This window comes from Streptomyces thermocarboxydus, assembly GCF_024760485.1.
Lineage (GTDB): Bacteria > Actinomycetota > Actinomycetes > Streptomycetales > Streptomycetaceae > Streptomyces > Streptomyces cellulosae.
Window position 1 is genome coordinate 2,189,932 of sequence record NZ_CP058273.1, and the last position, 12,817, is coordinate 2,202,748.

7 protein-coding genes are annotated in these 12,817 nt (G+C 71.9%); 2 read left to right on the plus strand and 5 right to left on the minus strand.

The window, feature by feature from the left end; translation table 11 throughout:
* Window positions 1-78 precede the first annotated feature (78 nt).
* Complete coding sequence (locus AY578_RS10230) at window positions 79-1,812, plus strand: ABC transporter ATP-binding protein (protein WP_026243580.1); 1,734 nt, start codon at window positions 79-81, stop codon at window positions 1,810-1,812.
* The gene (locus tag AY578_RS10235) at window positions 1,812-3,740 is read left to right on the plus strand and encodes an ABC transporter ATP-binding protein (RefSeq protein ID WP_026243579.1); all 1,929 of its coding nucleotides are present in this window, start codon (window positions 1,812-1,814) and stop codon (window positions 3,738-3,740) included. Before AY578_RS10230 ends, AY578_RS10235 begins: the two co-directional genes overlap by 1 nt.
* Before the next feature lie 56 nt (window positions 3,741-3,796).
* Here the strand turns inward: AY578_RS10235 and AY578_RS10240 are convergent, their stop codons facing one another.
* The 5 genes from AY578_RS10240 to AY578_RS10260 form a co-directional block, all read right to left on the minus strand.
* On the minus strand, window positions 3,797-5,074 hold the full coding sequence (locus AY578_RS10240; RefSeq protein ID WP_136239072.1) for an RNA polymerase sigma factor: 1,278 nt from the start codon (window positions 5,072-5,074) through the stop codon (window positions 3,797-3,799).
* 138 nt (window positions 5,075-5,212) lie between these two features.
* Window positions 5,213-7,138: a DNA primase gene (gene dnaG, locus AY578_RS10245; protein ID WP_136239071.1), complete on the minus strand. Its 1,926-nt coding sequence runs from the start codon at window positions 7,136-7,138 to the stop codon at window positions 5,213-5,215.
* A 48-nt stretch (window positions 7,139-7,186) separates the two neighbouring features.
* Complete coding sequence (locus tag AY578_RS10250; protein ID WP_258902281.1) at window positions 7,187-10,021, minus strand: eCIS core domain-containing protein; 2,835 nt, start codon at window positions 10,019-10,021, stop codon at window positions 7,187-7,189.
* A gap of 108 nt (window positions 10,022-10,129) precedes the next feature.
* Window positions 10,130-11,395, minus strand: a complete 1,266-nt coding sequence (locus AY578_RS10255) for an NAD(P)/FAD-dependent oxidoreductase (RefSeq protein ID WP_019523210.1) — start codon at window positions 11,393-11,395, stop codon at window positions 10,130-10,132.
* A 101-nt stretch (window positions 11,396-11,496) separates the two neighbouring features.
* Window positions 11,497-12,804: a deoxyguanosinetriphosphate triphosphohydrolase gene (locus tag AY578_RS10260; RefSeq protein ID WP_019523209.1), complete on the minus strand. Its 1,308-nt coding sequence runs from the start codon at window positions 12,802-12,804 to the stop codon at window positions 11,497-11,499.
* Window positions 12,805-12,817: the final 13 nt, after the last annotated feature.

Consider the following 12,817-nt stretch of genomic DNA (forward strand, 5'->3'; position numbering starts at 1 on the left):
GGTAACGCGGGTGGAGTGTTCGACGATAGGGGCCACGGGCAACCGATCGGCCCCTTCGTCCACTCCGAGAGATGCAGCGTGCTCATACGACTTCTACGTGACCGCCTACGGCCCTACAGACAGTCCCTCGTTCTTCTGGTGGTCCTGCAGTTCCTGCAGACCTGCGCCACGCTCTACCTGCCCACGCTGAACGCGGACATCATCGACAACGGTGTCGTCCAAGGTGACACGGGTTACATCCTTGGCTACGGCGGCTTGATGATCGGCATCTCGCTGGTGCAGGTCGTCTGCAACGTCGGCGCCGTGTACTACGGGGCCCGGACCGCTTCGGCCCTGGGGCGGGACCTGCGCGCCGCGGTGTTCGACCGGGTGCAGTCCTTCTCCGCCCGTGAGGTGGGTCACTTCGGGGCCCCGTCGCTGATCACGCGGACGACGAACGACGTCCAGCAGATCCAGATGCTCACCCTGATGGCGTTCACCCTGATGGTGTCGGCGCCGATCATGTGCGTGGGCGGTGTGGTGCTGGCGCTCGGTCTCGACGTGCCGCTGTCCGGGGTGCTGGTCGCGGTGGTGCCGGTGCTGGGTATCTGCGTGACGCTGATCGTGCGCCGGCTGCGGCCGCTGTTCCGCACCATGCAGCAGCGGCTCGACACGGTGAACCGGGTGCTGCGCGAGCAGATCACCGGCAACCGGGTCATCCGCGCGTTCGTGCGGGACACCTACGAGCAGCGGCGGTTCCACGGGTCCAACACCGAGCTGACCGATGTGGCGCTGCGCACCGGCAATCTGCTCGCGCTGATGTTCCCGGTGGTCATGACGGTGGTGAACCTGTCGTCGATCGCGGTGGTGTGGTTCGGCGCGCACCGCATCGACAGCGGCGGGATGCAGATCGGCGACCTGACGGCGTTCCTCGCCTATCTGATGCAGATCGTCATGTCCGTGATGATGGCCACCTTCATGTTCATGATGGTGCCGCGCGCCGAGGTGTGCGCCGAGCGTGTCCAGGAGGTGCTGGACACCTCCTCGAGCGTGGTGCCGCCGGCCGCGCCGGTCACCGAGCTGCGCCGGCACGGGCATCTGGAGATCCGGGGCGCGGGCTTCCGCTACCCGGGCGCCGAGGAGCCGGTGCTGCGGGCGGTGGACCTGGTGGCGCGGCCCGGTGAGGTCACCGCCGTGATCGGCTCGACCGGCAGCGGCAAGTCCACGCTGCTCGGGCTGGTGCCGCGGCTGTTCGACGCGACCGAGGGCGAGGTCCTGGTCGACGGGGTACCGGTGGCGGACGTCGACCCGGTGCTGCTCGCCCGGACCGTCGGACTGGTGCCGCAGAAGCCGTACCTGTTCGCGGGCACGGTGGCGACCAATCTGCGCTACGGCAATCCGGACGCCACGGACGAGGAGCTGTGGCACGCGCTGGAGGTCGCACAGGGCAAGGAGTTCGTGGAGCGCCTTGAGGGCGGGCTCGACGCGCCGATCGCGCAGGGCGGGACGAACGTCTCCGGCGGTCAGCGCCAGCGCCTCGCGATCGCCCGGACGCTGGTGCAGCGCCCGGAGATCTACCTCTTCGACGACTCCTTCTCCGCGCTCGACTACGCCACCGACGCGGCCCTGCGCGCGGCGCTCGCGCGGGAGACGGCCGAGGCGACGGTGGTGATCGTCGCCCAGCGGGTGGCGACCATCCGCGACGCCGACCGGATCGTGGTGCTGGACGAGGGCCGGGTCGTCGGCACCGGACGGCACCACGAGCTGATGGCGGACAACGAGACCTACCGGGAGATCGTGCTCTCCCAGCTGACGGAAGCGGAGGCGGCCTGATGGCGGGGCCAGGGGGCCGGATGACGGCGGGGGTCGCACCCGGCCAGCGGTCGATCGACTTCAAGGGCTCGAGCAAGCGGCTGCTCGGCCGCTTCCGACCGGAACGCCTCACCATGTACGGGCTGCTGGCCTGTCTCGTGCTGAGCGTGGGGCTCAGCGTGGTCGGGCCGAAGATCCTGGGCCGGGCCACCGACCTGGTGTTCGCGGGCATCGTCGGCCGTGACATGCCGGAGGGCGCCACCAAGGAGCAGGTGCTGGAGTCGATGCGGGAGCGCGGCGACGACCAGGTCGCCGACATGCTCCGCTCCACGGACTTCACACCGGGTCAGGGCATCGACTTCACCGCCGTGGGGCACGTGCTGCTGCTGGCGCTGGCGGTGTTCGGCGCGGCGGGCCTGCTGATGGCGGTGGCGACGCGGCTGGTGAACCGGGCCGTGAACCGCACCATGTTCCGGATGCGCGAGGACGTGCAGACGAAGCTGTCGCGGCTGCCGCTGTCGTACTTCGACAAGCGGCAGCGCGGTGAGGTGCTCAGCCGGGCCACCAACGACATCGACAACATCGGGCAGACGCTCCAGCAGTCGATGGGGCAGCTGATCAACTCGCTGCTCACCGTCATCGGCGTGCTGGCGATGATGTTCTACGTCTCCTGGATCCTGGCGCTCGTCGCGCTGGTGACGGTGCCGCTGTCGTTCGTGGTCGCCACCCGGGTCGGCAAGCGGTCGCAGCCGCACTTCGTGCAGCAGTGGCGCTCCACGGGCACGCTCAACGCGCACGTCGAGGAGATGTACACCGGGCACGCCCTGGTGAAGGTGTTCGGGCGGCAGGAGGAGTCGGCGCGGAAGTTCGCCGAGGAGAACGAGGCGCTGTACGAGGCGGGGTTCCGGGCGCAGTTCAACAGCGGTGTGATGCAGCCGCTGATGATGTTCGTGTCGAATCTCAACTACGTGCTGGTCGCGGTCGTCGGCGGGCTGCGGGTGGCGTCCGGGTCGCTGTCCATCGGGGACGTGCAGGCGTTCATCCAGTACTCGCGGCAGTTCTCGATGCCGCTGACGCAGATCGCGTCGATGGCGAACCTGGTGCAGTCGGGCGTGGCCTCGGCCGAGCGGGTCTTCGAGGTGCTGGACGCGGCGGAGCAGGAGGCCGACCCGTCGCCCGCCGAACGTCCGAAGGAGCTGCGCGGGCGGGTGGAGCTGGAGCATGTGTCGTTCCGCTACGACCCGGAGAAGCCGCTGATCGAGGATCTGTCGCTGACGGTCGAACCGGGCCGCACGGTCGCCATCGTCGGCCCGACCGGCGCCGGCAAGACCACGCTGGTGAACCTGCTGATGCGGTTCTACGAGGTGTCCGGCGGGCGGATCACCCTGGACGGGGTGGACATCGCGCGGATGACGCGGGACGAACTGCGCGCCGGGATCGGCATGGTGCTGCAGGACACCTGGCTGTTCGGCGGCACCATCGCGGAGAACATCGCGTACGGCGCCTCGCGCGAGGTCACCCGGGAGGAGATCGAGGAGGCGGCCAGGGCCGCGCACGCCGACCGGTTCATCCGCACCCTGCCCGACGGGTACGACACCGTCATCGACGACGAGGGCAGCGGGGTCAGCGCGGGCGAGAAGCAGCTGATCACCATCGCGCGGGCGTTCCTGTCGGACCCGGTGATCCTGGTGCTGGACGAGGCGACGAGCTCCGTGGACACGCGGACGGAGGTGCTGATCCAGAAGGCGATGGCCCGGCTGGCGCACGGCCGTACGTCGTTCGTCATCGCGCACCGGCTGTCGACGATCCGGGACGCGGACACCATCCTCGTGATGGAGAACGGCGCGATCGTCGAACAGGGCGCGCACGACAAGCTGCTGGCGGCGGACGGGGCGTACGCCCGTCTGTACAAGGCGCAGTTCGCGCAGGCGGTGGCGGAGGTGGACTGAGGTGGGGGTGCCGGAGGGGCGGCCGCCGGCCCCTCCGGCACCCCGCCGGACAGGCCCTAGTCGAGATAGCCCCGCAGTTGGTCGGCGTAGGCGTGGTCGCGGAGCTTGTTGAGGGTCTTGGACTCGATCTGCCGTATCCGCTCACGGGTCACGCCGAAGAGGCGGCCGATCTCCTCCAGGGTGCGGGGGCGGCCGTCGACCAGGCCGTAGCGCAGCTGCACCACCTTGCGTTCGCGCTCCCCCAGCGTGGACAGCACCGCGTCCAGGTGCTGGCGCAGCAGCAGGAACGCCGCCGACTCCACGGGGCTGGCGGCGTCCCCGTCCTCGATGAGGTCGCCGAGCGCGACGTCGTCCTCCTCGCCCACGGGTGCGTGCAGCGACACCGGCTCCTGGGCCAGCCGCAGCACTTCGCCCACCCGCTCGGGCGGCAGGTCCAGATGGGCGGCGACCTCCTGCGGCGTCGGCTCGTAGCCGCGCTCCTGGAGCATCCGCCGCTGCACGCGCACCACCCGGTTGATCAGCTCCACGACATGGACGGGCACGCGGATGGTGCGGGCCTGGTCGGCGAGGGCGCGGGACATGGCCTGCCGGATCCACCAGGTCGCGTACGTGGAGAACTTGAAGCCGCGCGCGTAGTCGAACTTCTCGACGGCGCGGATCAGGCCGAGGTTGCCCTCCTGCACCAGGTCGAGCATGGTCAGCCCGCGGCCCACATACCGCTTGGCCACGGACACCACGAGCCGCAGGTTCGCCTCGATCAGCCGGCGCTTGGCCATACGGCCCATGACGACGAGCCGGTCCAGGTCGTGCGCGAGCCGGCTGTCCAGGTCGGGGGTGCGGCGCAGCTTCTCCTCGGCGAACAGCCCGGCCTCGACCCGGCGGGCGAGCTCCACCTCCTCGGCGGCGGTGAGCAGCGGGATGCGGCCGATCTCCCGCAGGTACTGGCGGAACAGGTCGGAGGAGGGACCGCCGGTCTCGGGCCGCACCCTCGGGTCGACGGGCGGCTCGGACGGCTCCACGACGTCCGGCGGCCCGGCCTCGACGGGGTCCTCGGTTCCGGTCCCGGGACGCTGCCCGCCGCGGCTCTGCGCGGGCATCGCCACCAGCAGATCCGCGTCCGGCGCTGCGCCGACGACGTCGCTGTCGGTCTGGGTGAGGGTCTGGGTCTGCACGGGGGCGACCTCCAGGATGATCGCTGCCTGGGGGTGGGGCAGCGGTACTTCAGGGGCGGAGTCGACGGCCTTGCCGCTGTCCGTCCCGTACGCGATGAGCGGAACCGCGGGGGTGTGCGACCCGTCACCGACGGGCCGGCCGCGCTCCGAGGACTCAGGCACCGCCCCCCAGTGTGGGGTACGACACATCGTCCCCACGAGGGGCGTGCGATGACTTTTTGCATCCGTCCGGTCACCGCGCGGTCATCCGCAGGGGCCAACGTCCCTCGGAGCGGGAGGTGTGCGCAGGAGACGGCCTGTCTAGAGCGCTGCCGCGCCGTGTTCGCGGAGGGCCTGGTCGTACTGCTGGAGGACCCAGAGTTCGTTCTGGACGGCGGCCAGTTCGCTCGGGTCGCCGTGGTTGCCGAGGCGGGTGAGGCGGCTGGTGATGTCGCGGATGCGGCGTTCGACGGCGCGGCGGCGGACCGTGACGAGCTGGGCGCCCGCGTAGGTCTCGTCGGCGTCCTTGACGCCCCGGTGCAGCATGATCGCCTCCACCGCCAGCTCCGTGACCATGGCGCGGACGGTGTCGTCGGGGGCGGCGTCGCGGACGCGGATCAGGTACTCCTGCGGGTCCTGGACGCCGTACTCGGCGCCGCCCGCGTCCAGGATCGCCTGGCGTACGGCCGCGTAGGGCGGGGCGGTGAACTCGTCGACGCCGTACGCGTCGAAGGCGGGCGAGACCAGCTCCGGGCGCTGGAGGGCCAGCTTGAGCAGCTCGCGCTCGGTGGCGAAGACCGGGTTGCGGAGGTTCAGGGCGGGGCCGCGCGGGGCGGCCGGGGCCGCCGCGTACTGCTGGGCGCCGCCGCCTCCGGGACGGCCGCGCTCCGGGGCCGGGCCCTTGCCGCCGCGGTCGCGGGCCCAGCGGGCGAGCTGCGCGACCCGCTTGACCACGAACTGCGTGTCGAGGATGCCGAGCATCCCGGCGAGCTGGACGGCGACCTCGTGCTGCGCGCCGCTGTTCTTGATCCGGGCGACGACCGGCGCGGCCTCGTCCAGGGCGGCGGCGCGCCCCGCCGGGGTGTCCAGGTCGTAGCGGCTGACGATCTGGCGGAGCGCGAACTCGAACAGCGGGGTGCGCGGCTCGACCAGGTCGGCGACCGCCTCGTCGCCCTTCGCGAGCCGCAGGTCACAGGGGTCCATGCCGTCGGGCGCGATGGCGATGTAGGTCTCGGCGGCGAACTTCTGGTCGTCCTCGAAGGCGCGCAGGGCCGCCTTCTGCCCGGCCGCGTCGCCGTCGAAGGTGAAGATCACCCGCGCCGAGCCGTTGTCCATCAGCAGACGCCGCAGGATCTTGATGTGGTCGGTGCCGAACGCGGTGCCACAGGTGGCGATGGCGGTCGTCACGCCCGCCAGGTGGCAGGCCATGACGTCGGTGTAGCCCTCGACGACGACCGCGCGGGAGGACTTCGCGATGTCCTTCTTCGCCAGGTCGATGCCGTAGAGGACCTGCGACTTCTTGTAGATCGCCGTGTCGGGCGTGTTGAGGTACTTCGGGCCGTTGTCCGCCTCGTACAGCTTGCGGGCGCCGAAGCCGACGACGTCCCCGCCGATGTCGCGGATGGGCCACATCAGCCGGCCCCGGAACCGGTCGATCGGTCCGCGGCGGCCCTCCTGGGCGAGCCCGGAGAGCACCAGCTCCTTGTCGCTGAACCCCTTGCCGCGCAGGAAGCGCGTGAGGTGGTCCCAGCCCTGGGGGCTGTAGCCGACGCCGAAGTGCACGGCGGCGGCCTGGTCGAAGCCGCGCTCGGCGAGGAAGACCCGGCCGGTCTCCGCCTCGGGGCCGGTCGCGAGCTGCTCCGCGTACCACTCGGCGGCCAGCTTGTGCGCCTCGACCAGCCGGATGCGCTCACCGCGCTGGTGGGACGGGTTGTACCCGCCCTCCTCGTAACGGAGGGTGATGCCGGCCTGTCCGGCCAGCCGCTCGACCGCCTCCGAGAAGGTGAGGTGGTCGATCTTCATCACGAACGTGATGGTGTCGCCGCCCTCCTGGCAGCCGAAGCAGTGGAAGAGTCCCTTGCTCGGGCTGACCTGGAAGGACGGCGACTTCTCGTCGTGGAACGGACAGAGGCCCTTGAGGTTGCCGCCGCCCGCGTTCCGCAGCTGGAGGTACTCGGACACCACGGCGTCGATCGGGACCGCGTCCCGAACCGCCTTCACGTCCTCGTCGTTGATCCGTCCTGCCACGCGTCGATTCTACGGGTGCGCCATGACATCCCCGGGGCGTGCGTGACCTCACACCTCCGTCGCCCAGACGTGCTCGTACCAGTCGCTTCCGCCGTCGGCCGACTTGTGGCGCGGGTCCTGCTCCCACTCGCTCCTGGTGACCTCGAAGTTCGCGCCCGGCATGAGCAGGACCTCCGCCTCGGTGCCCTGGTACTCGTGGAAGTCGTCGATGTCACGGCCGTACTTCCCGGTGAGGTTCAGCTCCAGGAGGATGCGGTGCGTCACGGTGCCGGAGACCCGCTGGCCGCGCATGAAGTCCATGGCCACGTCCTGTCTCCTGCTGGTGCTGTCGAAGGAGCTGGTGAAGACGGAGCCCGGCCGGTAGTTCAGCGCGGCCTGCTTGCCGATCTGGAAGACCGAGCTCTCCCCGCCGAGGTTCCAGTCGCCGCGGAAGACGGTGCCGGTGACGGGAGGCAGCCGGTTCAACGCCTCCATCGTCATGTCGGCGTGCATCTTGAGTTCCTCGAAGAGCACGGGGGCGAGGACCTCGATCCGCGCGTCGATGACGTCCGTCGCCGTCTTCCTGGCCACCGGGTCCGTGCCCCGGGCCTGCGGGAGCAGCCGCCGGATCACCGGGTCCTCGTTCAGGGTGGCCACCTTCTCCGTGCCGGGGGTCCGGGCGGCCCACCGGAGGTGTTCCTTGATCTGCCGCAGGGAGGCCGCCTCGGCGGCGGCCGTGGCCACGCCGGCGGTTCCGTGCGGGGCGTACCCCTCCGGCAGCAGCCGGCTGCGCACCACCGAGTTGATCATCGCGTGCCCGCCGCCGGTGTACGTCCGCAGCGCGGTCGCGTGGGCGGGCTTGAAGGTCCTCGCGACGGCCGCGTGTGCCGGGGCGCCCGCCACGTACGCGTCGTACTGGTCCCGCGCTTCGGCAGCAGCCGTCTGTCCGGGTTCCATGAACCCGCTCGTCGCGGGATCCTCCGTCCGCGGCTTGTTCGCCTCGGCGAGGTACATCAGCTCGTGCGGGAACTGTCCGTCGACGCAGACGTGCTGCCGCAGCTCCTCCTCCGTGAAGGGCGCGATGTTCTGGTACATCAGCGCCGCCCCCTTGCCCGCCCGGGCCGCGGACTCGCCCGGTCCCTTGACCCCGGCCGCCCAGGAGCCGCGCAGGATCTCGTAGAGCGAGTGGTCCCAGGACGGCAGCATCCAGCCCATCACGGCCATCCGGAAGTCGAAGACGTCCGCCCCGGGCACGTTGATCCACTGGAAGGTCTTGAGCATCCGCGTGGTGGTCCCGGACATGCCGGCGACGGTCGGGATGCCGCGCGCGGCGTTCTGCCGCGGCCAGGACTCGTTCTGCCGGATCTCCCAGTAGGCGGCGCCCTCGTCCCAGGGCAGCTTGTCGTCAGGGCCGGGCTTGCCGGCGAAGGCCAGTTCGCGCGCGCTGAGCGGGGCGCCGCGGTCCGCGTAGTCGCGGGGGGTCTTGCGGTGGGCCTCCTTGTCCGCCTCGCTCCGGGGCGTGCGCGGCCCCTGGCTGTTGATCATTTCTCGGGTGTCGCCGGCGAAGCTCTCCGGGTTCGACTGCCACAGCAGGTTGCCCAGCGCGTAGGGGTCCTTCTCGTAGTTGTAGCCCTTGCCCACGAGGTTGGCCGCGGCCCACATGGGCAGCCTGGACCAGCTGTTGAGGAACGCGGAGTGCTTCTTCAGCTCCTCCTCGTTCATGCCGAGGGTCGAGGCGAGCTGCGGCTTGGGCCCGAGGACGCCTTCGAGGACGCGCTTGAGGGAGAGTTCCGTGCCCTTGTTGTAGTAGGCGGCGTTGTAGAGGGCCGTGACCAGTTCGCGGACGTTGCCGTCCCGGGAGAAGAACTCCTTGATCTGTTCGGTGGCCATGCCCTCGCCGACCTGGCCGGCGCTCGTTCTGTCGTTCTTGAAGAACGCCTTGTTGGCGAGCGCCGGGTCCTTGTGCTCCGTGCGGGCGTAGGCGATGAGCAGCTGCTTGAGCCGGTTCACGGCCGCGCGCGCCGCGGCGAGCGCCTTCGGGTGTCCGAAGCAGTAGGCGCCGAGCCGCTTCTCGAACTCCTCGGCCGCCTGCTGCCAGCCGGTCCTCGCGTAGTACTGGGCGTGGTCGAAGGGCGCCTCGCCGCCGCCGAGGCGCTGCACGGCGATCCCCCCGCCGCCGCGGGCGGGAGCGGCGGCCGTCCGCTGCACGGGCGGGGCCCCGGTGGGCACGGGCCCGGCCAGGGCGCGGCGGGCGTTCTCCTCCGCCGCGCGTTCGAAGCGGTCGGAGGGGTCCGAGACGCTGAGCCCCGCGCCGTTGTCGGTGCCCTCGACCGGCCCCTGACGCTGCTGGACGACGTGCGTCAGCTCGTGGGCCAGGGTGTGCCGGTCCGCACCGCCGGCGCCGATGACGACATGGTTGCCGGAGGTGTAGGCGCGGGCCCCGATCTCGGCCGCCGAGCGCTGGGCGGCGGGTCCGGTGTGCAGCCGTACGTCGGAGAAGTCGGCGCCCAGCCGCGCCTCCATCTCCGCGCGGACCGCTCCGTCCAGCGGCTGTCCGGCGGTCCCCAGCACGTCCGGCACGGAGGAACGCTGCACCGGCGCGGCCTCGTCGTGGCCGCAGGAGGGCCCGTGGGCGTGGCGCTGCACGGAGGCCTGGTCGCCGTGGCCGCCGGAAGGGCGGTGCGGGTGGGGTCCTGCGGCCCGCTGCCGTTCCAGCGCCCGGACGACGGCGGCGTTGCCCGCGGCGCGTTGCAGGGCCGGCAGCCCCGTCGCGGCCCGTCGCGGCCGCAGGGCCGCCGGATCCCGCCGGCCCTGCGGTGCCGGTCGGGCGCGCGACAGCGGGCGCGGTGCGGGCGGGACGAGCGGCGGTGTCCTGCTGCTCCTGTCGACGCATGCTCCGATCATCGGCCGCCCCGCCCCGCCGGCTCCAGGCCGTTCCGGCCCGATTCGCCTGCCCGAAAGGGAAAGCGGGCTGCACCAGCCGCCGGCGAACCCACCGGTCGTGGTGTCCTCCTAGGCGACCAGGCTCTCCAACGGGACATGCGGATCCGCCAACGCCTCCGTGTCCACCGCCCGCCGGGCCCGGATCAGCGCCTGGATCGGGTCCGTGACGTCCCACACATTCACGTTCATCCCCGCCAGAACACGCCCCTCCCGCACCCAGAACGCGATGAACTCCCGCTTCCCCGCATCGCCCCGGACGACCACCTGGTCGTAGGACCCGGGCGGCGCCCACCCCGAGTACTCCATGCCCAGGTCGTACTGGTCGGTGAAGAAGTACGGGACCCGGTCGTAGATCTCGTCCCGCCCCAGCATGGACCGCGCCGCCGCCGGTCCCCCGTTCAGCGCGTTCGCCCAGTGCTCCACCCGCAGCCGCGTCCCGAACAGCCCGTGCGGGAAGGACGCGACGTCCCCCGCCGCGTAGATGTCCGGGTCGGACGTCCGCAGCCGCTCGTCGACGAGGACGCCCCCGCCGGAGGCGGGGTCGGCCAGCTCCAGGCCCGCCGCCTCCGCGAGGGCGGTCCGCGGGGCCGCGCCGATCGCTGCGAGCACGGCGTGCGCCGGGTGCTCCTCGCCGTCGTCGGTGCGGGCGGCGAGGACCATGCCGTCCTGGCCGGTGATCTCGGTGAGCGAGGCGCCGAAGTGGAACCGCACGCCGTGCTCGCTGTGCAGCTCGGCGAAGAGCGCCCCGAGTTCGGGGCCGAGCACCGAGTGCAGCGGGGTCGGCCCCCGGTGGACGACGGTGACCTCGGCGCCGTAGTGCCGGGCGGCCGCCGCGGTCTCCAGGCCGATCCAGCCCGCGCCGGCGATCACCAGGTGACCGTTGTCCCGGCCGAGGGAGGCGAGGACGCCCTTGAGGCGCTCGGAGTGGGCGAGGCGGCGCAGGTGGTGGACGCCGACGAGGTCGGTGCCGGGGATGTCGAGGCGGCGGGGCTCCGCGCCGGTGGCGAGCAGCAGCTTGTCGTAGCGGACGGTGGTGCCGTCCTCGCCGAAGCGGACGGTCTTCGCGGCGCGGTCGAGCGAGGCTGCGGTCGCGCCGAGGTGCAGTTCGACGTCGTGCTGCGCGTACCAGGCGGGCTCGTGCACGAAGACGCTGTCGCGCTCCGCCGAGCCGAGGAGGTAGCCCTTGGAGAGCGGCGGGCGCTCGTAGGGGTGGTCGCGTTCGTCGCAGATCAGTATCACGCGGCCGGTGAAGCCCTCCGCTCTCAGCGTCTCGGCCGCCTTGGCGCCGGCCAGGCCGCCTCCCACGATGACGAAAGTCTGATCCGCGTCGACCACGTGAATGCCTCCTTCGAGCGTTGCCACCAGCGAGCCTCCCGCACGCGGAAGGCTGCGGGAAGGGGGAGTGACCCGATCAGGCCACCTCTCTCACGTCTGCCTCACGTACCGGCCGTAAGCCGGGCGTGCAGCGAGCGGGCCGAGGCGTCCGTCAGGGAGGCGATCTGGTCCACGACCACCCGCTTGCGGGCGCGGTCGTCCGGCGCCCGGTCGAACAGCGCGCGGAACTGCGGGTCCAGCCCCTCCGGCGCGCGGGCGGTCAGCGCCTGAGCCAGCTCCAGCACGACGACGCGCTGGTCGGCGCGGAGCCGTTCCTGCTCGGCGCGCTGCATGACGTACCGGTCGGCGACGGCCTTGAGGACCGCGCACTCCATACGGGTGGAGCGGGGGACGACCAGCTCGGCCGCGTACCGGGTGAGGCGGCCGCCGCCCCAGGCCTGCCGGGTGGCGCCCTCGGCGGCCAGGCAGAAGCGGCCGATGAGCTGGCTGGTGGCGTCCTTGAGGCGGGCCTGGGCGACGGCGGTGCCGTCGTAGCCGTGCGGCCACCACTCCTGGGCGAGCAGCCGGTCGAGGGCCTCGGCCAGTTCGGCGGGGTCGGTGTCCGCCGGGACGTACCGGCCGACGGCGACCGCGAAGACGGCGTCGCGCTCCGGGTCGGCGTGCAGGCAGTTGGGGTCGATGTGGCCCGCGTGCAGGCCGTCCTCCACGTCGTGGACCGAGTACGCCACGTCGTCCGCCCAGTCCATGACCTGCGCCTCGAAGCAGGTGCGGGTGCCGGGGGCCTCCTTGCGGAGCCACTCGAACACCGGGCGGTCGTCGTCGTAGACGCCGAACTTCACGGAGGCCGGGTCGGTGGGGTGGGCGCCGCGCGGCCAGGGGTACTTGGTGGCCGCGTCGAGGGTGGCCCGGGTGAGGTTGAGGCCGACGGAGCCGTCGGGGGTGAACCGCTTGGGCTCGATGCGGGTGAGCAGCCGCAGCGACTGGGCGTTGCCCTCGAAGCCGCCGCAGTCGCGGGCGAACTCGTTCAGCGCCTGTTCGCCGTTGTGCCCGAACGGCGGGTGGCCGAGGTCGTGGGAGAGGCAGGCGGCCTCCACCAGGTCGGGGTCGCAGCCGAGGGCGGCGCCCAGCTCCCGGCCGACCTGGGCGCACTCCAGGGAGTGGGTGAGGCGGGTGCGGGGGCTGGCGTCCCACACCTGGCTCTGCTCGCCGGGGGTGACGACCTGCGTCTTGCCGGCGAGGCGGCGCAGCGCGGCGGAGTGCAGCACGCGGGCCCGGTCGCGCTGGAAGGCGGTGCGGCCGGGGCGCTTGTCGGGCTCGGCGGCCCAGCGCTCGACGGCCGACGGGTCGTACCCGGCGGGCGGGAGGTGGTGCGCGGACGGGTCGGTCGTGCCGGACGTGATGCCTTCCATGACCCGACAGTAG

Excerpts from the sequence above, each read along its gene's own strand:
- AY578_RS10235 (WP_026243579.1), top strand. The coding sequence starts at position 1,812 with ATGGCGGGGCCAGGGGGCCGGATGACGGCGGGGGTCGCACCCGGCCAG.
- AY578_RS10250 (WP_258902281.1), bottom strand. The coding sequence starts at position 10,021 with ATGATCGGAGCATGCGTCGACAGGAGCAGCAGGACACCGCCGCTCGTC.
- AY578_RS10260 (WP_019523209.1), bottom strand. The coding sequence starts at position 12,804 with ATGGAAGGCATCACGTCCGGCACGACCGACCCGTCCGCGCACCACCTC.